22 protein-coding genes are annotated in these 25919 nt (G+C 36.5%); 11 read left to right on the top strand and 11 right to left on the bottom strand.

The window, feature by feature from the left end; genetic code table 11:
• Positions 1-7: 7 nt before the first annotated feature.
• On the bottom strand, positions 8-1609 hold the full coding sequence (locus ABS764_RS06510; protein ID WP_408080992.1) for an ATP-dependent DNA ligase: 1602 nt from the start codon (positions 1607-1609) through the stop codon (positions 8-10).
• Positions 1610-2635: a ligase-associated DNA damage response exonuclease gene (locus tag ABS764_RS06505; protein WP_408080991.1), complete on the bottom strand. Its 1026-nt coding sequence runs from the start codon at positions 2633-2635 to the stop codon at positions 1610-1612.
• 191 nt (positions 2636-2826) lie between these two features.
• On the opposite strand from ABS764_RS06505, the gene pruA reads away from it, so the two are divergent.
• Entirely contained in the window at positions 2827-4455 is a 1629-nt protein-coding gene (gene pruA / locus ABS764_RS06500) for an L-glutamate gamma-semialdehyde dehydrogenase (protein ID WP_408080990.1), read from the top strand.
• Between the two features lie 97 nt (positions 4456-4552).
• Here pruA and ABS764_RS06495 read toward each other — a convergent pair whose 3' ends face one another.
• On the bottom strand, positions 4553-5227 hold the full coding sequence (locus ABS764_RS06495) for a DUF2490 domain-containing protein (RefSeq protein WP_408080989.1): 675 nt from the start codon (positions 5225-5227) through the stop codon (positions 4553-4555).
• Positions 5228-5274: 47 nt separating this feature from the next.
• Positions 5275-5904 carry a 16S rRNA (guanine(527)-N(7))-methyltransferase RsmG gene (rsmG, locus tag ABS764_RS06490; RefSeq protein WP_408080988.1) on the bottom strand — a complete coding sequence of 210 codons (630 nt, stop codon included), beginning with the start codon at positions 5902-5904 and terminating at the stop codon, positions 5275-5277.
• 110 nt (positions 5905-6014) lie between these two features.
• Between rsmG and ABS764_RS06485 the strand changes: the two genes are divergently transcribed.
• The 3 genes from ABS764_RS06485 to ABS764_RS06475 all read left to right on the top strand — a co-directional run bounded on the left by ABS764_RS06485 (position 6015) and on the right by ABS764_RS06475 (position 10373).
• Positions 6015-7109: a fatty acid desaturase family protein gene (locus ABS764_RS06485; RefSeq protein WP_408080987.1), complete on the top strand. Its 1095-nt coding sequence runs from the start codon at positions 6015-6017 to the stop codon at positions 7107-7109.
• A 104-nt stretch (positions 7110-7213) separates the two neighbouring features.
• On the top strand, positions 7214-8404 hold the full coding sequence (locus ABS764_RS06480) for a pyridoxal phosphate-dependent aminotransferase (protein WP_408080986.1): 1191 nt from the start codon (positions 7214-7216) through the stop codon (positions 8402-8404).
• Between the two features lie 106 nt (positions 8405-8510).
• Complete coding sequence (locus ABS764_RS06475; RefSeq protein WP_408080985.1) at positions 8511-10373, top strand: rhamnogalacturonan lyase; 1863 nt, start codon at positions 8511-8513, stop codon at positions 10371-10373.
• Positions 10374-10544: 171 nt separating this feature from the next.
• Here the strand turns inward: ABS764_RS06475 and ABS764_RS06470 are convergent, their stop codons facing one another.
• Positions 10545-11306: a peptidase associated/transthyretin-like domain-containing protein gene (locus ABS764_RS06470; protein ID WP_408080984.1), complete on the bottom strand. Its 762-nt coding sequence runs from the start codon at positions 11304-11306 to the stop codon at positions 10545-10547.
• 207 nt (positions 11307-11513) lie between these two features.
• Here ABS764_RS06470 and ABS764_RS06465 point away from each other — a divergent pair, with 207 nt between their 5' ends.
• Positions 11514-11966 carry a ferritin-like domain-containing protein gene (locus tag ABS764_RS06465; protein WP_408080983.1) on the top strand — a complete coding sequence of 151 codons (453 nt, stop codon included), beginning with the start codon at positions 11514-11516 and terminating at the stop codon, positions 11964-11966.
• Positions 11967-12054: 88 nt separating this feature from the next.
• A complete protein-coding gene (locus tag ABS764_RS06460) occupies positions 12055-12480 on the top strand; it encodes a DoxX family protein (protein WP_408080982.1) in 426 nt (141 codons plus the stop codon).
• A 15-nt stretch (positions 12481-12495) separates the two neighbouring features.
• On the opposite strand, the gene ABS764_RS06455 is transcribed toward ABS764_RS06460, so the two are convergent.
• Positions 12496-13344, bottom strand: coding sequence for an AraC family transcriptional regulator (locus ABS764_RS06455; protein WP_408080981.1), 849 nt, complete (start codon positions 13342-13344; stop codon positions 12496-12498).
• A 131-nt stretch (positions 13345-13475) separates the two neighbouring features.
• Between ABS764_RS06455 and ABS764_RS06450 the strand changes: the two genes are divergently transcribed.
• The 4 genes from ABS764_RS06450 (at position 13476) to purT (ending at position 17118) form a co-directional block, all read left to right on the top strand.
• Positions 13476-14564, top strand: coding sequence for a mandelate racemase/muconate lactonizing enzyme family protein (locus ABS764_RS06450; protein ID WP_408080980.1), 1089 nt, complete (start codon positions 13476-13478; stop codon positions 14562-14564).
• Positions 14565-15151: 587 nt separating this feature from the next.
• On the top strand, positions 15152-15451 hold the full coding sequence (locus ABS764_RS06445) for a nucleotidyltransferase family protein (protein WP_408080979.1): 300 nt from the start codon (positions 15152-15154) through the stop codon (positions 15449-15451).
• Positions 15444-15797, top strand: coding sequence for a HepT-like ribonuclease domain-containing protein (locus ABS764_RS06440; RefSeq protein WP_408080978.1), 354 nt, complete (start codon positions 15444-15446; stop codon positions 15795-15797). The genes ABS764_RS06445 and ABS764_RS06440 overlap by 8 nt, the downstream gene beginning before the upstream one ends.
• A gap of 160 nt (positions 15798-15957) precedes the next feature.
• Entirely contained in the window at positions 15958-17118 is a 1161-nt protein-coding gene (gene purT, locus ABS764_RS06435) for a formate-dependent phosphoribosylglycinamide formyltransferase (RefSeq protein WP_408080977.1), read from the top strand.
• 367 nt (positions 17119-17485) lie between these two features.
• Here purT and ABS764_RS06430 read toward each other — a convergent pair whose 3' ends face one another.
• Complete coding sequence (locus tag ABS764_RS06430; RefSeq protein ID WP_408080976.1) at positions 17486-18352, bottom strand: helix-turn-helix domain-containing protein; 867 nt, start codon at positions 18350-18352, stop codon at positions 17486-17488.
• Between the two features lie 91 nt (positions 18353-18443).
• Between ABS764_RS06430 and ABS764_RS06425 the strand changes: the two genes are divergently transcribed.
• On the top strand, positions 18444-18806 hold the full coding sequence (locus ABS764_RS06425) for a DUF983 domain-containing protein (protein WP_408080975.1): 363 nt from the start codon (positions 18444-18446) through the stop codon (positions 18804-18806).
• 115 nt (positions 18807-18921) lie between these two features.
• On the opposite strand, the gene ABS764_RS06420 is transcribed toward ABS764_RS06425, so the two are convergent.
• The 4 genes from ABS764_RS06420 to ABS764_RS06405 all read right to left on the bottom strand — a co-directional run bounded on the left by ABS764_RS06420 (position 18922) and on the right by ABS764_RS06405 (position 25887).
• Complete coding sequence (locus ABS764_RS06420) at positions 18922-20334, bottom strand: RagB/SusD family nutrient uptake outer membrane protein (protein WP_408080974.1); 1413 nt, start codon at positions 20332-20334, stop codon at positions 18922-18924.
• A gap of 34 nt (positions 20335-20368) precedes the next feature.
• Positions 20369-23848, bottom strand: a complete 3480-nt coding sequence (locus tag ABS764_RS06415) for a SusC/RagA family TonB-linked outer membrane protein (RefSeq protein WP_408080973.1) — start codon at positions 23846-23848, stop codon at positions 20369-20371.
• Positions 23849-23937: 89 nt separating this feature from the next.
• Complete coding sequence (locus ABS764_RS06410) at positions 23938-25119, bottom strand: FecR family protein (RefSeq protein WP_408080972.1); 1182 nt, start codon at positions 25117-25119, stop codon at positions 23938-23940.
• A gap of 168 nt (positions 25120-25287) precedes the next feature.
• Entirely contained in the window at positions 25288-25887 is a 600-nt protein-coding gene (locus ABS764_RS06405) for an RNA polymerase sigma-70 factor (protein ID WP_408080971.1), read from the bottom strand.
• Between the last annotated feature and the right edge of the window lie 32 nt (positions 25888-25919).

Below are 25919 nucleotides of genomic sequence, written 5' to 3'. Positions count from 1 at the left end.
TTTCACTTTAAGGAATCATATTTTTTAAATCTTCAATGGAATTTGCGTCTTCAATTTTTTTGTCATGCCGCCATCTTAAGATTCTTGGAAAACGCGTTGCAACGCCACTTTTATGCCTTTTTGAAAGTGCAATCCCTTCAAATCCAATTTCGAAAACCAATTGTGGCGTAACACTCCGGACAGGACCAAATCGTTCCAACGTATTATTCTTTATAAAATTATCTACTTTTCGAAATTCAGCATCGGTTAAACCGGAATATGCTTTTGCAAAAGTTACTAATTCTTTTTCGCCTTGTTCATTATTTTGCCAAAGGGCGAAAGTATAATCCGTAAAAAGATTCGAACGACGACCATGCCCCCGCATGGCATAGGTCAAAACCGCATCAATTACCAAAGGTTCTACTTTCCATTTCCACCAGTCTCCTTTTTTCCTTCCTACCTGATACGAAGAGTCGTTTCGTTTCAGCATCAAACCTTCACTTTTCATTTCGCGAGCCCGCATTCTTTCGGTAGTTACCTCTTTCCAGTAATCAAACAAAACTCTTTGTGAGAGTTGAAAATTAGGCAGCTTATCTTTTACAACATCATACAGTTGTTCCAGTAATAATCGTCTTTCTGAATAAGGCAAATTTCGAATATCCTGTCCTTCCCATTCTAAAATATCGTAGGCTTTTAGAATTACAGGTACTTTTTGCAACAGTGTTTTACTTACGGTTTTACGACCAATACGGGTTTGCAACTCATTAAAAGTCCCTATTTCTCCTTCCGGAAATGCTAAAATTTCAGCATCAATAACAGTTCCGTTTGGGATTATTCCAATAAAAGACTGAAACTCCGGATATTTATCTGTGACTAACTCCTCACCTCTTGACCATACATACATTTCATTTTCCCGAATAATAGTTTGCGACCGGATCCCGTCCCATTTATGTTCTATCGACCAGTCTTCAGGATTTCCCAGACTTCCTATGTTATCTTCAATGGGATAGGCAAGATAAAACGGATAAGGTTTTGACAAATAATCGCTGCTTTTTTCATCCAGAATCAATTCCTGAAAAGTGATTGCATTGGGATCCCAATTCCCCATTAATTTATAAGCCAGAGCATCTTCATCAACATTTTCTGCACGGGACAAAGCTCTGGTCATTAATTTTTGGCTTACGCCAATTCGCAAACTTCCGGTAATTAATTTGGTAAAAACAAAGCGCTCATAATAATTCAAAGCCAGCCAATTCCGGTGTAAATATTCTTTTTTTTCTGCATCTGATTTCTTTTTTAATGCAATGATTTCCTGTAGAAATTCGGTCAGACTTTTATCCGAATGTTCTTTTGTGGTGGGAATAATCAAAGCGATAGTTTCTGCCAGATCGCCCACAATATGATAACTTTCCTCAAAAAGCCATAACGGAATATTCGCCAGTTCGTTTGCCCAGGTACGCAATAAAGTCGTGTTCACAGGTCTGGGCGGACGCCGATGAGACAAAATTGCAATGGTCCACACCTTATCTTCCGGAGATGCATTTTTAAAATAGGCTGTCAGTGCATCTACTTTTACATTGGTTTTATTAGAACTGTCAAGGGTTTTGATAAGTTGGGCAAAATTTTTCATCTAAAGTTCTTTTTCCGTTTCCACATCTTTTTCCGTTTCTTCGCTTTCTCCTTCATATTGTGTTTTCTCTGTTCGGGCATCATAACCCAGTTCTCTTAGATATTTCGAAAAAATATCGGTGTAACCGTGCGTACATATTATTTTCTCAGCACCGGTCGCTTTGATGCTGTCCAATAAAGAAAACCAGTCACAATGGTCGCTTAATACAAAACCTTTGTCAATAGCCCGTCTGCGTCTGGCTCCGCGAAAAGCCATCCAGCCGCTTGCAGAACCCGTCACAAAAGGCGTCATTTTTCTAATCCATACACTTCCGTGAGCACTTGGCGGAGCCAGAACAATATTTCCTGCAAAATCTTCTTTTTTGGTTTCACGGGTTATTAATGTTGTAGGTGGAAAATCCACCATCGGACGCAAAACATTCGTCATGTTTTCAATTGCTCCGTGCGTGTAGATTTTACCGATATCAGTATCTAAATATTTCAAAAGCCGTTGTGCTTTCCCTAAAGAATACCCAAAAAGAACAGATGTTTTTCCCTCAGCTTTATTTTCTGCCCACCAATTATTGATTTCAGTAATCACTTCGACTTGCGGAGTCCAGTTGAATGCCGGCAGCCCAAAAGTGCATTCGGTGATAAAAGTGTGGCATTTTACAACTTCATAAGGAACAGCAATTCCGTCATCTTCCGTTTTATAATCTCCTGTAAAAACCCAGACTTCTCCTTTATGTTCCACTCGAATTTGTGAGCTTCCTATAATATGCCCGGCCGGGTGCAGTGAAAATTTCACGTTATTGATGACAAATGTTTCTCCCCACTCTTTTCCAGTTACATTTATTTCGCCCAAACGATGCTTAATAACAGGAACATTAGTATGATGTGTAATATAATTTTGATGCCCCCAGCGTGCATGATCAGAATGTCCGTGTGTAATGATGGCATTTTTTACCGGTCGCCAGGGATCGAGATATACATCGGCCTGTTGACAATAAATTCCTTTATCATTAAAAGCTAAAAGTGGAATTTTCATAATAGTCGTTTTTTACAGAAAAACAATTTTTCCATCGGTACCAAATTTAATTCTTAACCAGCTTAAGTACCTTATAATTTCATTCGATTAATTTATTAAATTCCAACATTTTAATATTGTATTGGGAGAGAAATAAAAATAAGCTTTGTATTTTTGATAAAATCAATAATTTATAATTTAAATAGTACAATATGCTAAAAGGATTTTTCAAAGTACCCAAAGCTGTCAACGAACCCGTAAAAGGATATGCTCCTGATTCTCCCGAAAAAGAAGCCGTTTTATCTGCTTACAAAAAAATGTGGAATGCTAAAATTGACGTTCCGCTATACATTGGAAAAGAAGAAATCAGAACCGGAAACACTCAAAATATTACTCCTCCGCACGATCACAAACATATAGTAGGTAGTTATCATCTTGCCGAAAAAAAACATATTGAAAGCGCTATTGCAAATGCTTTAACATCAAGAACAGCCTGGGCTAACATGGCCTGGGAACAACGTGCCGCTATTTTCCTGAAAGCAGCCGAATTAATTGCCGGACCTTACAGAGCCCGAATTAATGCCGCAACGATGATTGGTCAGTCTAAAAATATTCATCAGGCAGAAATTGATGCTTCCTGTGAATTAATCGATTTTCTACGTTTCAATGTCGAATTTATGACACAAATTTATGCAGATCAACCTACTTCTGACTCTGCTATCTGGAACAGACTCGAATACCGCCCGCTGGAAGGTTTTATTTATGCCATCACCCCTTTTAACTTTACGGCTATTGCTGCTAATTTGCCTGCAAGTGCTGCTATGATGGGAAATGTGGTAGTCTGGAAACCGAGTGACAGTCAGGTTTTTTCGGCAAAAATTATTATCGAAGTTTTCAAAGAAGCAGGACTTCCTGATGGGGTTATCAATGTTGTTTTTGGAGATGCTGCCATGATTACCGATACCATTTTAGCCAGCCGAGATTTTGCAGGATTGCATTTTACCGGTTCTACTCATGTGTTTAAAGATCTTTGGGCAAAAATTGGCGCTAATGTTCATCATTACAAAACCTATCCAAGAATTGTAGGTGAAACAGGCGGAAAAGATTTTATTATGGTGCATCCAAGTGCCAATGTAAAACAAGCTGTTACCGGAATGGTACGTGGTGCATTTGAATTCCAAGGGCAAAAATGTTCCGCAGCATCCAGAGTTTATGTCCCAAAAAGTTTATGGCCAGCTATTAAAGACCAACTTACAACGGATATTAAATCTCTAAAAATGGGGTCTCCTGAAGATTTTGGGAATTTTATCACCGCTGTTATTCATGAAGGCTCTTTTGATAAATTAGCCGGGTATATTGACAGAGCTAAAAATGATGCCGATGCCGAAATTATCATCGGAGGGAATTATGATAAATCTGTTGGTTATTTTATTGAGCCAACCGTTATTCTGACCACAAATCCGAAATACGTTACGATGGAAACCGAATTATTTGGTCCTGTCTTAACTATTTATATTTATGAAGATTCTGATTGGGCAGATACTTTAAAACTTATCGACGAAACATCTGATTATGCACTTACAGGAGCTATTTTTAGTCAGGATCGTTATGCAATCGAGGAAGCAACTGTAAAACTACAAAACGCATCAGGAAATTTATATATCAATGACAAACCTACGGGAGCCGTTGTGGGTCAACAACCTTTTGGGGGTGCCCGAGCATCGGGAACGAATGATAAAGCAGGTTCTGTTTTAAACTTACTGCGTTGGGTTTCGCCAAGAACAATTAAAGAAGTTTTTGTCTCTCCTGAAGATTACAGATATCCGTTTTTAGGAGAATAGATTCAGATTTTAGAAATCAGATTTTAGATTAAAAAAAACTACCCAAATTCAAATTAGTTGAATTCGGGTAGTTTTTATTTTTTTATTCTGTAGAAATCTAAAAAGGCAAACTATTAAAAATCATAATTTGAAATTGTGCTCTACTGTTGTTTGCTAACATTTGCGACATGATGCCCGCCTCTACTTTTATATTTTTGCTAAAGCAATAACCAATTCCGCCATACAATCGATTTCGATCAAAATGATTCTGCTCTGTATTCAGGAAGATTTCATTGTATGCAGAAGCATAAACAGCGTTTTTCTCCATCTCTTTTTTATTAATAGGAATATTCAAAGAAAGGAAATAACGCAATCGCAATTTGAAATCATCTTTTACAAATCGTTCTTCAATCCTATAACGATGCTGAATATTGATTCTGCCAAATTGTTGTTTTGTGATAAACTGTTGAAAAATGCGATGCTCATCGGTTTCCAGTTTATCATCCGTTCCTGCCACATAAGGCTCGGAATGAATATAAGCATATCCCAACAACAGATTATTATTGTTTTCGGATAAATTATAGCCAATACCTGTTCGCAATAATAATTGTTCCAAATCTCCGGCAAAATTATAATTACGGTATTGCACTTCGTTATGCCAGTTCCAGCGATTATTAATTTTTTGATTTCCAAAATACAGAAACCAGTTTCCTGTATCCGTTTTTTGTGCGTTTACATTAGCAACGACAAGTAATACTAACAAAAAAAAACCTGATCGTAATTTGTTTACCATTATAATTCTGAAATTTAAAAGTTAAAAAGTTATTTTGTTCACAAATTTTAAACCACAAACTTCAACGGTAAATGCACCACTTTCTTTGTTTCAAAAAATTCATCTTTAAAATGATCTGCTAAATCGTATTGTGTGGCTTTTGGAAAATCTTTTAATTCTTCAGATAAATCTCCCCCTTTTAAGTACAGAATTCCATTTTTTAATTCGTGCTTCTGTTGCTTCTTGATTTTGGTTTTTACCCAGGAGACAAAATCCGGCATATTAGTTACAGCACGACTCACGATAAAATCAAAATCACCTTTTACATTTTCGGCACGAATTTGTTCTGCTTTTACATTTTTAAGTCCCAAAGCATCAGCCACTCCCTGAACTACTTTTATTTTTTTAGCAATTACATCAATCAGGTAAAAACGGGTATCGGGAAACAGAATAGCCAATGGAATTCCCGGAAATCCGCCACCGGTTCCCACATCCAGAACATAACTGCCAGGTTCAAATTTCATGATTTTAGCAATTCCTAAAGAATGCAGCACGTGTTTAGTATATAAGGAATCAATATCTTTTCGGGAGATTACATTTATTTTTTCATTCCAATCGTGGTATAAAAAATCCAGTTTTTGAAATTGTTCTTTTTGAATATCGGTCAAATCCGGAAAATAGCGCAATATTTCGTCCATCGTTTTATTTTTTTTAACAAAAGTACTATTTTTAAGTTTGAAATATTTAACTCAATTTTGCAGAGTTAAAATTTATAAATAATTATCTTTGAACGCTATTTTTGAATTATATGAATACAACCGCACCTACATTTGCTAAGCAAGACAAACTAAAGTTTTTTAGAACGCTTAACTTGCGGGTAAACAATTACTTCAAAGAAAATAACATTTCAAAAGCAGGTAATTGGAAACTCCATTTAAAAGCGATTATACTTTTTACCGTTTTCCTTGTCCCTTATTTTTTAATTCTTACCCTTAATATGCCTTTTTGGGCACACCTGCTTTTAACTATTGTTATGGGAATTGGGATGGCCGGACTAGGTATGAATGTCATGCATGATGGCAATCATGGTTCTTATTCGAATAAAAACTGGGTCAACAAAATTATGGGCGGAACCATTTATGTGTTAGCCGGAAATGTCTACAACTGGCAGGTACAACATAATGTACTGCACCACACCTATACCAATATTCCCGGGCATGATGAAGACTTAGACGCAGGAAGAATCATTCGTTTTACTAAAAGTGCTAAATGGCATCGTTTTCATCGTTTTCAACATTATTATTCTGTTTTTCTATACGGATTATTGACTTTTAATTGGGCAATTACAACCGATTTTAAGCAAATGAGAAACTATCTGAAAAGAAAATTATCTTATGGTGAACCTAAAAGTCCTAAAATTTTATGGACTACTTTAATCATCACTAAGATTATTTATGTTGCTATCTGGATTGTTTTACCAATCGTAATTGGAATTGTCTGGTGGAAAGTATTAATTGGATTCTTTATCATGCATTATACTGCAGGATTAATTTTAAGTATTGTTTTCCAATTGGCTCACGTAGTAGAAGAAACTGAAAATCCTTCACCAAATGAATTAGGCGAAATGGAAAACACCTGGGCTATTCACCAATTATTTACCACAACTAATTTTGCTCCTAAAAACCGATTAGTAAACTGGTACACCGGAGGTCTAAATCATCAGATAGAACATCATATTTTTCCAAATATCAGTCACATTCATTATGGCAAAATTGCAAAAATTGTTCGTGAAACCGCACAGGAATGCAACCTGCCTTATTATGAATACAAAACCATGCGAGATGCAATTATTGCACATTTCAGGCATTTAAAAGAATTAGGAATGAAACCAGAAATGGCTTAAAAAATAAATGAAGTACCTGGTACTTTTGAACAATAATTAATTAAAACAAATAATTAACCACCCTGTTTCCAATAAAAAAATTCAGGGCTATCAACACTTTATTAATGAGTAATCCACTTTCAGACAGAATTAACAATCTTGCTACATCACAAACATTAGCAATGGCGGCTTTGGCCAGAGAATTAAAAGCGCAGGGTAAAGACATCATCAGTTTAAGTTTAGGAGAACCTGACTTTAACACGCCTGACTTCATTAAAGAAGCCGCTAAAAAAGCGATTGACGAAAACTACAGCACCTATTCACCGGTTGACGGATATGCTGAATTGAAAGATGCTATCTGCAGAAAATTCAAGAGAGACAATGACTTAGACTACAAACCTGCAAATATTGTAGTTTCTACAGGAGCTAAACAATCTTTATACAACATTGCACAGGTAATGTTAAACGACGGTGACGAAGTAATCTTACCAGCACCTTACTGGGTTTCTTACTTCGAAATTGTAAAATTATCAGGTGGAGTTCCTGTAGAAGTACCAACTTCTGTAGAAACTGATTTCAAAATCACACCGGAACAATTAGAAGCGGCTATCACACCAAAAACTAAAATGATGTGGTTCTCTTCTCCTTGTAACCCTTCTGGATCTGTTTACAACAGAGAAGAATTAACAGCTTTAGCTAAAGTTTTAGAAAAATATCCAAACGTTTATGTGGTTGCTGACGAAATCTATGAGCACATCAATTTCTCAGGAACTTTTTGCAGTATTGCATCTGTTCCGGGAATGTTTGACAGAACCATCACTGTAAACGGAGTTGCAAAAGCTTTTGCTATGACCGGATACAGAATTGGATACATTGGAGCACCGGAATTTATTGCTAAAGCCTGTACTAAAATTCAAGGACAAGTAACTTCAGGAGCAAATTCTGTGGCACAACGTGCTACTATTACTGCTGTTGATGCTGATCCATCAGTATTAAACCACATGGTTCAGGCTTTCCACAGCCGTAGAGATTTAGTTGTTGGATTGTTGAAAGAAATCCCAGGAATTAAAATCAACGTTCCGGAAGGAGCTTTCTATGTATTCCCTGACGTTTCTTCTTTCTTCGGAAAAACTTTAAAAGGAACTGAAATCAAAGATGCTAACGATGTTTCGATGTATCTTTTAGCAGAAGCTAATGTAGCAACAGTAACCGGTGATGCTTTTGGAAACCCGGACTGTATTCGTTTCTCTTATGCTACCAGCGACGAATTGTTGAAAGAAGCATTAAAAAGAATCAAAGACGCTTTGGCTGGATAGTCTAAAGTTAGATTTTCATATAATCAGCCTCAAGGAAACTTGGGGCTTTTTTTGGCACTAATTTTGTAGCAATTGCAGCCAAATCAACCAACCCTATAAACCAATTATGAATAAAAAATTTACTTCAGATTTTCTTAGAAAATCAGTCATTCTGCTCTTATTAATTTTCGGAATTAGTTCACCAATGCAGGCGCAACGAATAGTAGAAAAACTAAATCGAGGTCTTGTTGCCACGCGTGTAAACCCCAATCAGGTCTATATTAACTGGCGAATGCTGGGAACCGAACCTACTAACGTGAGTTACAATTTGTACTGCAATGGTAAAAAAGTGAGCGAAAGTCCTTTTACTACAAAAACCAATTTCACTCACGAAACAACCACAGATGGCAACTATTACATTCGTGCGATTGTGGATGGTAAAGAAGAAGCTGCTTCAGAAAAAGTTAGTGTATGGGCTAATCCCTATTTAGATATACCGATGCAAATTCCCGCTGGCGGAACCAGTCCTGACGGACGTGCTTACACTTACAACGTGAATGATTGCAGTGTGGGCGATGTGGATGGAGACGGACAATATGAAATTTTTGTAAAATGGGATCCTTCCAATGCGCATGACAACTCGCACAAAGGCTATACCGGAAATGTATTTATTGATTGCTATCGTCTGGACGGAACTTTGCTCTGGAGAATTGATTTAGGAAAAAATATTCGTGCCGGAGCACATTATACCCAATTTATGGTATATGATTTAGATTCTGATGGCAAAGCTGAAATGGCCTGTAAAACTGCCGATGGAACTATCGACGGAACTGGAACAGTAATAGGATCAGCTACTGCAGATTATAGAAATGAAAACGGATTTATCTTATCAGGCCCTGAGTTCTTAACGGTTTTTAATGGATTAACTGGTAAAGCAATGGCAACTACTGATTATTTACCTGCCCGTGGCGGAAACGGTATTGGCTGGGGTGATGATCATGGCAATCGCGTTGATCGTTTTATTGCTGCTGTTGCTTATCTGGATGGAGAAAAACCTAGTCTGGTTATGGGTCGTGGTTATTACACCAGACTTGTTCGTGTGGCATGGGACTGGAGAGACAACCAACTTACAAAACGGTGGATTTATGACAGTGACGATGCTGAAAACAAAGCTGCCCGCGGACAGGGAAACCATCAGATGACTGTGGGTGATGTTGACGGAGACGGGAAAGACGAAGTCTGTAATGGCAGTAATGCGATTGATGATGACGGAACAACATTATATTCCAATGGTCTGGGGCATGGGGATTCTCTGCACATGACTGATATGGATCCCGATCGTCCCGGTCAGGAAGTATGGCAATGTCATGAAAGTCCCAGAAGTTACGGTCAATACGGACTTGAATTCAGAGATGCCAAAACAGGAGAACCATTATGGGGTGTAAATGGTCAGGGAATCGATGTAGGTCGTGGTCTGGCTGCTGATATTGACCCTCGCCATAAAGGCTATGAATACTGGGGTTCAGTAGGCAATTTATACAATTGCAAAGGAAACGAAATAGGAACTGCTAAACCTTCGATGAATTTTGCCATCTGGTGGGACGGTGATTTAAGCAGAGAATTATTAAACTCTAACAGAATTGACAAATGGGATTATACCAATGCTAAAAGCGATAATTTACTAACTGCTATAGGTTACAAATCAAACAACGGAACAAAAGCAACACCTTGTTTAAGCGCGGATCTTTTTGGAGACTGGCGTGAAGAAGTAATTTTACGCAAAGAGGATAATACTGCTATTAGAATTTATACTACTAACATCCCTACTGATCATAAATTATATACATTGATGCACGACACCCAATACAGAGTAGCGATAGCCTGGCAAAATTCATCTTACAATCAGCCACCTCACCCTGGTTTCTATTTAGGTACAGATATGGCGCCGCAAACAAAACCCAATGTAGTTGTGCCAAAAACAACTAAATAATTTTCTAATAAAACGATGAAAGACAAAGCCTCAGGTAAAACTTGGGGCTTTTTTGTGGCGTGTCCCTAAAGGGTCGGGCTATTCGCTGCAATCTTTATGTTTTTAAAAGAAAAACATAAAGGATTTCCACTACTATCCCTCACGCAAATCCCAATCCAAACTAGATAATTTCTATTCTGCTTCACAAAGAATTATGTCATTGTATTCTATTGCTAACCGGGCCATCAAAAACTCAATATTCGTTTTATTTTCCGATTTCAAAATACTACTGTTTTTTTCATCCTCCACGCAATAATATTGAAATCCTTTGATGTGCTCTTTAGGAATACGTAACTTTTTTGTATAATATTCTTCATCAAAAAGATATTCTATTTGATTTAACAAACTAGATTTTTTTTCGATTTCAATCATATGCTTAATTGATTTAGTCCGACCATTTATAGCATTTATAATTGGGTCAAGTTCTAAACCTCCACCCAAAAGTCCCAGTAAGTGTATGGGTTTAAAATCACCTGCCGTGTACAATTTTCTTTCCATCTGAGTAAAATGTTTTACTTTTTTAGGAATAATTCCCATCGAAACGGCATTTATTTCCGGATGTTTGTTAACTACCACTTCATCAAGCTGATTGATTTTATCAAACATTTTGATGGTTAAAAATTCTGATTTCAAATCTTCTTCTTCAATAAGCTTACGATGGATTTCTAAATTAGAAGAAGAAAAAACTAATAAATCTTCGACTTTTGCCAAAATATAAAATTCACCATTACTGTCGCTTACAGTAGCTTTTTCATTAACGATATTCACAATCGTGACTCCATCAATATTTCCGGAATTTGCCACTATTTTTCCATGAATTAGTTTCCCTTCAACAGATTGTCCAAAACTCCATTGAAATAAAAAAAACAGCAGTAATGGTAAAAATCCTTTCATAGGCAGGAAAATAAAATTATTTCTCTCCTATAAAAGTATTACAAAAGCTACATACCTCATTGTTAAAAAGTTGGTAAATTTTTCAGTGAGAAAACACATTAGCATTCGCAATTCTGAAATTTTATAAAAACGTCCCGAAATAGTATAAGATTAAAAAGACTTACTATCCCCATCTTTGTAATATATAAATCATTAAAAATCAATATCATGACAAATACAGATGAAAACAGAACAGAAATAGTAAGCACATTAGACGGACTAATTGCCATTTTGGAAGATGGTAAACTAGGATATACCAATGCTGCGGAACATGCAGAAGAACCACTGATTAAATCGAATTTTACAAATTATGCCCGCGAACGTGCTTTGTTCATTGTTGAACTTCAGGATGAAATCAACAGATTAGGAAAAACAACAGATACTGCAGGAGGCGGACCATTAGGTGCTATACACCGTGCATGGATTGACATTAAATCAACATTTACAAGTAATGATACCGAAGCAATTATAAATGCCTGCATTACCGGTGAAGAAGCGGCTGTCGAAAAATACGAAATGGCTTTAGAAAATGAACATCTTAGTCCTAATCAGGTAGCACTCATCAGCAAACAACTCAATAGTATCAGAGCTGTTTTAATGAAGTTAAAATTAAACTCCTAATTAGCACTCTACAAATACAATAACCTCAGGACTTTCTGGGGTTATTTTTTATAAAAACAGACCATCTTTCACTTTTTAAAATTTAGACATGAAAACTTCTTTATTGCAAAATATTTTCAGAATACTGCTAGGCTCTCTTATGGTACTGGCCGGTGTAGGTCATCTCACTTTTCAACGTCAGGAATTTACCGCACAGGTACCCATGTGGCTGCCCAGAGATCCAGCTTTTATAGATTTTGTAGTAGTTTTTTCGGGGGTTGTAGAGATTGCTCTGGGTCTGGCAATGATTTTTCTGTCTAAATATCGTATTCAAATCGGAATTGCTTTAGCCGTATTTTATGTGTTGGTATTTCCGGGAAATATATCACAGTATACCAATGGCATTAGTGCTTTTGGTCTCGACACTAATCAAAAACGATTCATACGTTTGCTGTTTCAGCCCGTATTAATTGTATGGGCACTCTGGTCTACCAATGCGTTATACTATATAATTAACAGAAATAAGAAACCATAAGAGCAGCTATGCAGCTTATATCGTCCTGTACATTTTTCGATATCTGGAAGGTGACATTTGGACAAATTTCTGAAACTGACGATTAAAAAAACTCAGATTATTATAGCCTACCTGATACCCTATTTCCGATGCGGTTAAATCCGTATTGATCAACATTTTAGTCGCCAAACTAATTTTGTACTCATTGATAAATTCAAAAAAAGACTTGCGAAAGGTTTTCCTGAAAAAGCGACAAAAAGAATCCTTATTCATCGCTATTTTTTGAGCAATATCCTCTAAGGTAATCTGCTGATTGTAATATTCTTTAACATAATTGTAAATCAAATTGACACGCTCGCTTTCCTTCACCGTCAAATTGGTCGTAAAGCCTTCTCCAGCCAAACAATTATGATGAGCCTTTGTCAATTCTTGTAATATTTGTAAAAAAGACAAAAGCCGCTCAAAAGGAGGCAAATCGATTAATTCCAACATTTTTTTTTCGACCAACAGCGCATGATCTTTAGGGAAATGAATTCCACGCGAGGCCAGTTGCATCATTTGCCTGATGTATTGAAACTCTTCTTTTTCTAACCAACCGCTCAGCAAATCTTCATCCCATTGGATAATAACACAGCGTACTTCTTCCTTTTGTTCACCAACCGTTTTCCAGCAATGCGGCAAATTAGAACCCACTAAAACCAAATCGCCGTATTCAAAATTAGCCATATTATCCCCCACATAGCGAATCCCACTGCTACCCAAAATATAAGTCAGTTCATACTGCGGATGAAAATGCCAGGAAGCGATAAATTCTTTTCCTTCAAAAATACTGGTTCTGAACGAACTCCCCGGCGACGGACTAATTCTTCGGTATTCTGCTTTCATAGACTCTAAACGGATGTAAAACGGTAAAAATAACACTATTTTGCATCAATATAGTGTCTGAAATTGCTTTTATAATGCAAATAGTGTTTATTTAAGATTTGTAATATTGCAGATACTAAAATCATTACAGCATGAACTCATCGATCGCCATTAGAGACGTAAAACTATACAAAGCGACTTCCACGCTTAAAAAACCAATTGCCGATGCTACCCATACGCTAACTGAAATCTCCTTTATTGTGATGAGAATTCAATTAGAAAACGGCATCATTGGAGAATCCTATTTATTGTCTTTTCAATATTCTCCCAATGCCATTGTAGGTGCTTTAAAAGATATTATTCCGGTTATAAAAGGTTATAATGCCAATGAAACGGGAGCTGTTTATCAAAAACTGGATGATTTAGCCGAATATTTTGGTAATCAGGGAATTTTGCGTTGGGCACAAGCCACAATTAATATTGCGATGTGGGATGCCTGGGGAAAAACTTTGGGACAACCCATCCATAAAATCTTAGGCACATACAAAGAAAAAGTTTCCATTTACGGAAGTGGCGGCTGGATTTCCTATTCTATTGACGAATTGATTGAAGAAGTAACCAATTATGCCGACCGTGGTTTTAAAGCGGTAAAAATAAAAGTAGGTTCTCCAAAAGTGAGCACCGATGTCGAGCGTTTGCGTTTAGTGCGTGAAGCCGTGGGCAACAAAGTAGATATCATGATGGACGCTAATCAGGGAATGGATTTGCCATCGGCTATGAAATTAGCAAGAGAAGCAAGAGATTTAAACATCAACTGGTTTGAAGAACCCATCCATCACCAAAATTTTCAGGGTTACGAAATCCTGAAAAACCAAACCGGAATTTCACTGGCTATGGGAGAAAGAGAATTTGACACTTTGCCGCTTAGAGAATTAGCAACCAGAAATGCCTTAGACATTTGGCAACCCGATATTTTGAGAATTGGTGGTGTCGAAGCCTGGCGTGAAAGTGCGGCTTTGGCTAAAAGTTTCCACCTGCCTGTGCTTCCGCATTATTACAAAGATTACGACGTTCCGTTGTTGTGTACCATTTCAAATGGCGTGGGCGTGGAATCTTTTGACTGGGTCGATCCATTAATTGACAATCCTATGGTTATTCAGGATGGTTTTGCAAAACCACATGATTTACCGGGCTGGGGGTTTCGTTTTATCGATGACCGAATGACTGAAATTAAGTTGTAAAAACGTTTTTTTCATACAACCCTGTCAGAGTTTTGAACTCTGACAGGGTTTCTTGCTATTAACAGTTTAAAATTTTCAGTAACCCCGATAGCGCGGAAATGTTTTCTGTGCCCACAAAGAGGAGAAACTTGATGAGATCCTTCCTTCATCAGAATGACAAGTTTGTGGTAAAAGTCAGAGCAACAAAGTTTCAATTCTTCAACCCTCAGACTGGTGCTCGTTTGCAACGAGTACCTACTTACTCATGAAAACCAAAACCAAGCGTTTGTAACGCGACTCTTTTATACTTAAAAAGTTACTAACGTTGCCCCGATAGCGCGGAAATGTTTTCCGTGCCCACAAAGAGGAGAAACTTGATGAGATCCTTCCTTCGTCAGAATGACAAGTTTGTGGTAAAAGTCAGAGCAACAAAGTTTCAATTCTTCAACCCTCAGACTGGTGCTCGTTTTCAACGAGTACCTACTTACCGACAAAACACAAAACCGAGCGTTTTTAAAGCGACTCCTTTATACTTTAGAGCTACTAGTCGTTGCTATAAATAGTTTGAACTTCGCATAAAATAGAACTTTTTTATCTAAATTTGTTATATGGGAATAGTTGACCGAAATATGGAAGATTTAAAAAAGCTTTGTGCAATGCACAATGTGGAAAAGATGTATCTATTTGGTTCAGCTTTGAATTCAAACTTCAATAAAAAAAGTGATATTGATTTACTTGTAAAATTTAAATCTATTGAGCTGTCTAGGTATTTTGATAATTACATGGATTTTAAAAATAATTTGGAAAAATTATTTGGACGTGAAGTTGACTTAGTTGAAGAGCAAACGCTAAGAAACCCAATCTTAATCAACTCAATAAACAAATCTAAAGAGCTAATTTATGGATGAAAGAATTCTTAAATGGCTTTATGATATCAAACTCTGTATTGATGAAATAGATAGCTTTTTTCAAGAAGAACAAAAAGATTTTTTCAAATACAAAAAAAACTTAATGCTTAAAAGAGCTATTGAAAGAAATCTTGAGATCATTGGTGAAGCCGTAAACAGAATAATCACTCGTGACAATTTGTTTACTGAAAAAATTAGTAATGCAAAAGCAATTATTGGATTGAGAAACCAAGTCATTCACGCTTATGACAATATTTCGGACGAGAATATTTGGTCAATACTTACAAACCATCTTCCAAAATTAAAAGGCGAAGTTGATGCGTTAATCAAACAAGGCGAAAAATAGGCTGCTAATCTAGCAGACAACTCCTCCAGTACCAAACTAACTCATTAATCCTACTATTTTAGATTTAAAACTACTAGCCATTGCTATAAACAGTTTAAAATTTGAAGTCGCAATACTCCAAATTTTAAACTATTTTTGTTTTCGCAATAAAATCATAAAAATGGCAAAAATCCTTCTTCTCGGCTCAGGCGAACTTGGTAAAGAATTTGTAATCGCTGCACAACGCATCGGGCAAACCGTTATTGCGGTTGACAGCTATGAAAATGCTCCTGCTATGCAAGTGGCTCATGATTTTGAAGTGATTAACATGTTAGACGGCGACGCTTTAGATAAGATTGTAGCCAAACACAATCCTGACTTCATTGTTCCTGAAATCGAAGCCATCAGAACCGAGCGTTTTTACGATTACGAAAAACAAGGCATTACCGTTGTTCCATCGGCTAAGGCGGCCAACTTTACAATGAATCGCAAAGCCATTCGTGACTTAGCTTCTAAAGAATTAGGATTAAAAACTGCCGAATACCGTTACGCTACAACAGCCGAGGAATTACGAAAAGGCGTTCTTGAAGTAGGCGTTCCTTGTGTAGTAAAACCATTAATGTCTTCGTCAGGAAAAGGACAATCTACGATAAAAACCGAAGCTGATATTGAAAAAGCATGGGAATATGCTGTAGCAGGTTCGCGTGGTGATGTGGTGGAAGTAATTGTGGAAGCTTTTGTGAAATTCAATTCGGAGATTACTTTATTGACAGTAACCCAAAACAACAATCGTACTTTATTCTGTGCGCCAATTGGTCACCGTCAGGAACGTGGCGATTATCAGGAAAGCTGGCAACCTGCCCGAATTTCCGATAAGGACTTATACGAAGCGCAGGACATGGCCGAAAAAGTTACAGAAGCCTTAGGCGGTGCAGGACTTTTTGGAGTCGAATTTTTCATTGCCGATGATGGCGTTTATTTCTCTGAATTGTCTCCCCGCCCACACGATACCGGCATGGTAACATTAGCAGGAACACAAAATTTTAATGAATTTGAATTGCATTTACGTGCTATTTTAAGTTTACCTATTTTCGAAATTAGCTTAGAAAAATCCGGAGCGAGTGCGGTTATTTTAGCTTCTGAAAACAATACCAATCCAACTTATAGCGGAATTGAAAAAATTGCTGCATTGCCTAAAACTGATTTCAGGATTTTTGGTAAACCAAGTACAAGAACTTACAGAAGAATGGGAGTTGCATTAGTAAATGATACTTTAGAAACACCAATTGAAGAAGTTGTAGAAAAGGCCGTAAAAGCGGCGAGTTTAGTGAATGTAAAGTAATTTTCTTTTTTGCTTAATCAAAATTAACTAATCCAATATCTCATCTATAACGGTTCTCGATACATTTTTTATTTCATTGCATTACCTAAAAAACATTACCAATGGCGTTTTTAATAAAAGTAAAATTATGGTTTACCAATTTTCTTTTTTGCTTGATCAAAAAAGAAACAAAAAAATCAAGTCTTACACTTCCTCGTCGGTCAAATTAGTTTTCAAATGCTAAAAGAAAAGAACTCGCTGCGCTCAAACAACTTTTCTTTTTACGCATTCTTCAAACATTTGACGCTCGACTGCGGAAGCTAAGGACAATGAATTCGTTAAATAAAAGTAATTTGCGGTTAAAAATCTATATTAAAAAAAATAACTCCTAATCTTTTTTCAATAATCGGAAAGCGGTGGGTGTTACACTCGTGTGTTTTTTAAACAAGCGACTAAAATAAGAATAATCGTCATAGCCCAACTCGGTTGCTATTTCATTGACTGTCCAGTTTTTGTCGAGCAGCATGCGTTTGGCTTCCAGCACCACCCGGTCCACAATTACTTCGGTGGTTGTTTTTTTTAGGATTTCATTACAAATTCGATTCAGATGTTTCAGCGTAATATGAAGCTCCGATGCGTAATAAGCCGCCGATTTTTCTTCTTTGAATTTTTGCTCTAAAAGTTGTTCCAGATTTTTAATTTTCACATTATAAGAATGCGCTTCATGAACATGAATCTGACTGTACTTCCGTGCCAACTCAATGTGAATACTGTCCAAGAGATTCATAATCTTATCCCGCTTCAATAACTGATTGCTTTGACTTTCGGCAATTAAGTTTTCAAAATAAGACAAAACCTGATTGATTTCTGCTTCCTCTAAAACAATTTCAGGACTATTTTGTACCGAAAAATAAAAAGGATAATCCTCGATTTTTTTATTACCAAAATATAAATTATACATTTCAGCCGTATAGAAAACAATAAAACCTTCTATATCTTCAGACAAAATCCAATGGTGCATTTGCCCAGGCTGCAACACAAAAACACTACCCGGACGAATATCAAAGCGATCAAAATCGACTTCGTGCATTCCGGAACCATTGGTAAAAAAAACCAACAGATAAAAATTATGGCGGTGCGGTTTCTCTATAAAACTATGGCTGACCAAATGATTTTTAAACGTATTAATATACAAATCAGTGCTAACTGAATTGCAGTTGAACTGTTCGATACTATAAACGGGATATTTTTTCATTCTGACAAATGTCTTTTTTGTGCTACAATAAGCGAATATAGAAAATAGCCGGCAGATAGCTAATAAATACCTTTGTAAAAAAACAGAAATTATGTCAAATACACTTATCCATATTCTGAAAAATGATTGTCCGCATTGTCATCAGGGGAAAATTTTTAAAGAAAAAAGTATTTTTTTCCGGTTTGGTTTTCCAAAAATGAATGAATACTGCCCACATTGTCATTATAAATTCAAAAAAGAACCAGGTTATTTTTTTGGTGCCATGTATGTGAGTTACGGGCTGACGGTAGCTCAGGGAATTACGACTTATGTGATTGCCAGTTTCTTTTTTAAAGAAACCTTCGACCTGAGAATTATTCCTGTTATCATGGCAGTTATAGTCGCTTTAGCACCTTTAAACATTCGGCTATCCCGCTTGTTATGGATTTATATGTTTAAAAATTATTCGAATTAAGCAAAGCAACACCTATTGTCCCTATAAACTCTGGAATAAAAAAGACCACTTCCTTATCGGAGAGATAAGGAAGCGGTCCAAACAAACTAAACTAACCACCAATTAAGTTTTCTTTTTATTTATAAGCCTCGTTTTGAGTAATTACATCAGGATTCTGATTAATTACTAAAAACGGAACCGGTAACAGCAAATCATCTGCTGTTTCAATAGTTATATTTTTACTGCTGTTTTCAATCACTGTAATCGCTCTTCCGGTTCTGATTAAATCAAACCAACGATGAAATTCGGATGCAAATTCTACCTGTCTTTCATGTTCTAATGCCAGTTCGATTGTATTGTACTGAGCCGGATAACCCGCAGTACCATAAGCTGCTAAACCTACACGGTTACGAACTTCATTCAGATATTTAGGATCAGAAGTTGCTTCTGTAAGCATTAACAGCACATCAGCATATCTGAGAATCATAAAATTATTATCCGAAGCCTCTCTTAAACCGCTCACCGGGGCTGCAGTATCTTTCCATTTGATTGGAAATTTTACATCTACAGTTGCTCCGCTGGCTGTCTGATAGCCATTTTGGATAGAAATATCACGTCTGGGATCTCCAGCTTCATAAGCATTCCACAAATCATCGGTAATCTGATTGAATCCGCCACCCCAGGACGTAACAACACGGTTATCAACCGGAGTGAACATTGCCCAGTATAAACTGTACGGATTAGAAATACCGCCTTTGTATTGAATTTCAAAAATAGACGATGCCCCGTTTTTTTTAGTTAAATTCCATAAATCAGCATAAGGAACCAGATTGAACCTGCCATATACTTTCATTAACGCCTCAGTCGCTTTGGGTTTATTTCCCATAGTTAAATACACTTTCCCCAAAAGTGTATTTGCTGCTTCCTGACTGGCAGCACCTACAAAACGCTGACTGGTTTTCACCGGTAATTTTGCGGCAGCAAATTCAAGATCTTCAATAATCTGTGCATAAACCTGCTCTTTAGGCGTACGTCCCTGAGCATATGAATCAGCCACACTTAAAGGAGTGGTAACCAGAGGCACGTCTCCCCAGGCACGAACCATATCAAAGTAATACAAGGCACGTAAAAACTTAGCTTCACCAATTAATGCCTCCTTAGTAGTAAAATCCAGCTTTTCGGCACTGACAATGATGTTATTTACAATATAAATAGCTTTGTAGTAATTGTTCCAGAAATTAAAAACCAATTCATTATCAATCGCCATGGTATGCAATTCAAAGCCTTCATAATCCTGAATTCTTCCGGCGGCATTGTCACTATAGGCGTTATCAGACATTAGCTCCCCATAAAAAGATGGCAGACTCTCAGGACCGTATAATGTATAAAGTGAATTATAAGCTGACCATAATGCCGTTTGAATATCCTCTTGAGATTTATAAAATTCTACTTCATTAGCATTTGAAATAGGAGCTTTGTCTAAAAAGTCGCCACTGCATCCTAACAGGAATAGGTTGCAAAAAAGTGTTATATATAGTATCTTTTTCATTTTTCTTATGTTTTAATGATTTGTATCGTTTTTTTTAGAAACTAATATTTATTCCCGCAGTAGCTGTAAACGGATTTGGATATGCTCCGTAATCAAAACCTACCATGACACCGGACTGATACGTACTGCCTTCAGGATCAAAACCTAAATAATCAGAGAACACATGTACATTTTCCATATTCAGATATAATTTTACATTACTCAGTTTCATTTTTTCCACAAAAGTTTTAGGCAGATTATATCCTAGACGAATATTCTGAATACGAACAAAGGAACCGTCTTCCACCCAATAACTGGATCCAAAATCACGAACAGTTGTTGGCAGCATACGTGGTTTAGGAATCATTCCGTTACCCGGTTCTGCTTCCGATTTCCAGTAATTATTCACAACGGAATACATATTTCGGTTACCGCCTCCTACTCCTGATTTCAAATAACGGGCATTATGATTAAGAATTTCACCTCCCTGAGAACCTCTTAATAAAACGGAAAGCTCAAATCCTGCATAAGAAAAATTATTAGTCAGACCCCATTGAAAATCAGCCTGATTGTTTCCAAGATAGGTACGGTCATTAGAATCAATTTCACCATCATTGTTAACATCTCTTACTCTTGGATCACCCGCTTCACTTCCCGGCCATACGGGATAAGCATTATTGTCTAATTCAGCCTGTGACATGATAACACCATCAATAACATACCCATAATACATTCCAATAGGTTTTCCTACAGCTGTACGCGAAGTCATACTACTTACATTAATATCTATTGGAGCGTCATTAACCCCCAGTTTCAATACTTTATTGCGATTTGCAAAAATATTAAGATCAGTACTCCATTTAAACTCACTGTCAATATTTTGTGTACTGAGATTTAATTCAAATCCTCTGTTCTCCAGTTCTCCGATGTTTGTTAAAGTGGTTGAGAATCCTGAAAGAATAGGAATAGGAACATTCAGCAATAAATCTTTTGTTTTCGAATAATAAATATCTCCGGTAAATTTTACACGCCCATTAAAAACACTAAAATCAATTCCAAAATTAGTCTGACCTGTTTTTTCCCATTTCAGATTTTTATCAGCAAAATTAGTGGTATAAATCCCCTGATTTACAGTACCTGAGCTCACATACGGACTGTACCCCAACACCCCGATTGATCCGTAATTTGGAATCTGGTTGTTACCGGTAGCTCCATAACTCAATCTGGCTTTCAGGTTACTAATCCAGGAAACCTCTTTAAGGAAATCTTCTTCAGAAACACGCCATGCCAGCGACCCTGATGGAAAATATCCCCATCTGTTATTATTACCAAAACGGGACGAACCATCCGCTCTGATAGCTGCCGAAGCCAGATATTTTCCTTTGTAAGAATAATTGGCACGAGCCAGATAAGATACCAGCGACCATTCTTCAGAAAAAGTGTTACCTGCATTGACAACTCCTGCATTTAAAGTATGGACTAAATCATTAGGAAAGTTTCCGGCAGTCATACTACTCAGATCAGTAGTCTGTTCCTGAGCAGAATAACCCGCCAGTATATTTAAATTATGATCTTCATTGAAGGTTTTATTATACGTTAATGTAGTTTCTGAAATCCAGTTGTTGGATTGTAAGGTTTTAAAATCAGCCTGCGCCGGAACCCATCCGGAATATCCCCAGTTTTGTCCTGCATTCCAGTAAAAATTATGAACGGTATTTTCAATATTAGAACTTGCAGAAGTTTTAATCGTTAAATCTTTTATAATATCCCACTCCAGATAAGAAGTAACGGTTGCTATATTAGTCACTTTTTTAGCTGTTGCTTCTCTTGTCAAAGCATACGGATGCCAGAGCTGGAAGCCATATTTTGTAAAAGTATTCCAAATAGAAGCTGGATCTTTAAAACCAAGACTTCCTGTTTCAACATACAATGGAAAAAAAGGATTACTTTGCAAAGCCAGACTCACTACATCACTTTTCCCTCCGGTTCCGTAAGGAGCTTCATTGGCGCGACTCAGTCCTATATTTACTCCCATACGCACCTTATCATTGAACTTATGTTTAATATTAGATCTCAAATTGATTCGGTCATAGGTATTCCTGTCCACTACCCCTTCTGAATCTAAATAACCCAGTGACACCATAAATTGTGTTTTCTCACTACCACCGGATGCCGAGAGTTGAAAGTTTTTGTTATGTGCGGTTCTGAAAGCCACATCCTGCCAGTCAGTTCCGTTGCCAATACGGGCAATCCATTCCGGATCAGAGAATTCTACTGGAACAAGAGTATTATTCCCTCTTACCGCAGTGGGGTTTGCTGCAACAATAGTAGCCCATGAATTATTTCTGGCGGCAGTATTAAAAGCAATAAACTCTGAAGCATTCATCATGTCGGTTTTACGGTTTACATGTGAAAAACCGGTTTCAAAAGTGGCATCAATTTTAGTTTTTCCCGCTTTTCCCTGTTTAGTAGTAATAATTACCACACCATTAGCTCCTCTGGAACCATAAATAGCCGCAGAAGAGGCATCTTTTAAGATATCAATTGATTCAATGTCGTTTGGATTAATAAAGTTCAGTGGATTTCGGTTAAAACTCAAATTACTCCCTGAACTAATTCCGGTATCCGTTGAATTTGTGGTATTATCTTCCAGCGGAATCCCATCAATTACATAAAGCGGTGTAGTTCCTGCGTTGATTGAAGAAGCACCACGAACTTTAACCGTAGGAGCCATACCGGGTGCACCCTGAGATTGTGTAATTTGCACTCCTGTTGCCTGTCCCGCCAGCGATTGCAGCACATTACTATTAGACCTTCCTTCCAGTTTATCGGAACCAACAGAAACCACTGATCCGGTCAAATCTTTTTTCTTCACGGAACCGTAACCAACCACTACTACTTCTTCTAAGGTTGCAGAATCTTCTTCTAATTTAATTACCAGATTAGTTTCTCCGTTTGTTTGAATTTCTTTTGTTTTAAAACCAATATAAGAAACAACCAATATGGCTTTACTGCTTTTTACTTTTATTGAAAAATTACCATCAAAATCCGTTTGAATTCCGTTTTTAGTTCCTTTTTCAACGATATTTACTCCGGGTACAGGCTGGCCTGAATTATCAGTAACCTTCCCGCTTATTACTTGTTGCTGTACATAATTATTTGTAGTTACAGGCTTTTCTTTAATTAAAATGGTATGATCATCAGTAAGTTCAAAATGGAGATTATTAACTGAAAGACATTGCCCTAATAATGTAGATACTGCAATTTTGCCTTTTTTCAGTGCTACCTCCGGCATGTCTTTAAAAACTTTTCTGGGATAGATAAAGTTTAAATCCGTCTGTTGTTTTATAATTTTAAAAACCTCATAAATGGTTACAGACTGGTCTTTATCTATGGTTACATTTACTTGTGCAAATGTGCTGTGTACATTCAGACAAAAAACATTGGTACACCATAAAAAAATAAATGCTCTCATAACAGTTTTAATCAGCTTTTCTCTGCCGAGATCAAAAACATTCAATACTTTAATTTTCATAATTTTCTGGTTTGCTTGGTTATACAATGGATTAACAGATTAAATGGGCGGAATAAAGAAAGCCTAACGTGAAAGCTTTACTTTGTGGTTTATTCCAGAATTACTTGTTTGTCTTTTATTTCATAGTTTTTAATAATTTTAAAATATTTAATACTCTTCAGAATTTCATCTAATGTTTGGGTTTTTCTTAAAACACCATCAAAAATTTCATTTTCAATTGCTTTATTTTTAAATATAAAATCGACATCATACCAGCGCGATAATACCTTCACCATATCTTTAAGAGTTATTTTTTCGAAAGTAAAAACCCCTTCTTTCCATGATATTTCACTGTAGACCTCTATGTTTTTTACAACCGGATTGTTTGTTATCGTATTTAAACTTAATTGTTGATTGGGCGTTAATTTTAGTTTTTTGTTTCCAATATTTACCGCTACTTTCCCCTCGACTAGAGTGGTATAACTATGAGCATCGTCTTTATACGCTTTGATGTTAAATTCGGTACCTATTACATCAACCTGCTGTTTGTTACTTAATACTTTAAAATGAGCTCCTTTATGTTTTACAGCAGGCGATACGGCAAAATAAGCTTCCCCGTACACTAATTCTACTTCTCTTGTTTGTCCCTCAATAAATGCTACCGGAAATTTTAATTTAGTTTCCGAATTCAGCCAGACCTGGGTACCGTCGGATAATTTAATAAAGAACTTTCCTCCTCTGGGAATAGTCACATAATTATAGACTACTTCAGCTGTGTTTTTTTCATCAGCTTCATAAACGATTCCGGCACCATTACTTTTAGCATTCTGGGTTTGAAGTGATGTTCCGTTTACTAAAGCAATCTGAGAACCGTTAGCCAGTGTAAGTGTTGCTTTATCCGTACCGGGTTCCAGGCTTTTTTGCTGCTGTTTTATCACTACCGGAATAGCAGAGTCCGGCTTGTTGAAAATATTATCCCTAAAGAAATAGCTCATCGTTAAAAGTCCCACAAAAATTGCTGCTGCAGCATATTTGATAAAATAGAACTTGTTTTTTGATGTCTTTGGCTGTTTTTGCGGAGTTGCTAATATGGTGTTCTGAATGCGAATAGCGTCCTGTTCAGTCATCATGGGTTTCTCGTCTAAAATTGCGAGTACTTCTTCTACAGTTGGAAGTCCGGTTGAATCCGTTAAATCCTGTACATACTGTACTACTTCATCAACCTCTTTTTCAGAACATTGATTCAGAATGAATTTTTTTAATATTTTTTGGATATGAGTATCGTGTTGCATAATATACGTTCTTATATATAATACAGATGAGAAAACGAAAAGTACTATCGGGTATTATTATTTTTTTTGAAAAATAATAAATTTACCTCCAAAAAGAAACAAATACAAACAAAAAGAAAGTGAAAAGAAAGTGAAAAAGAAGAAAATCTGAAGGGATTTTTTACGAATTTATTCTAACCAACGGGCAGAAATAAGGCTTATAAGAAGTGCAACATCACCGTGAGTTTCTAAAAAATCTCTAATTTCGGCTAAGGCCTTACTCATTTGACCTTTTACTGTACTTACAGAAATATTCAATTCTTTACTGATCTCCTCATAACTCATTTCTTTATTACGGGACATTTCAAAAATAATTCGACGCTTAGGAGGTAACTGTTCAATAGCTTTGTTCTTTATGGCATCATAATCAGCATCTGCAATGGTGTCTTCAACAGGATTGTATGATTTTTGACTGTTGTAAAATACCTCTTCTTTAAATTTACGATTATTTGCTATTTTGCTGATCAGATTAAAAGTTAAGTTGCGTGTAATAGTAAACACATAAGATTTAAACGATAAATCAGGATTAAGTCTGTCTCTATGCTGCCAGATGTTCAAAAATACATCCTGCACTATTTCTTCTGCAAAAATCTGGTTTTTAAGCATACTTAAACTATAAGCATAAACATCATTATGATAGTAATTAAAAAGCTCACTAAAAGCTTTTTCATTTCCTTCCATAAGATTTACAACCAGTAGTTTGTTATTAAGTTCTTTTGTTTCAGACATTACAAAAATTTGCTAAATATAGAAATTGCCGA

Origin of the sequence: Flavobacterium plantiphilum, from assembly GCF_046000495.1 — a bacterium.
GTDB classification, from domain to species: domain Bacteria; phylum Bacteroidota; class Bacteroidia; order Flavobacteriales; family Flavobacteriaceae; genus Flavobacterium; species Flavobacterium plantiphilum.
The sequence above is the reverse complement of the archived record's forward strand: the minus strand, read 5'-3'. Positions and strand labels throughout refer to the sequence as shown.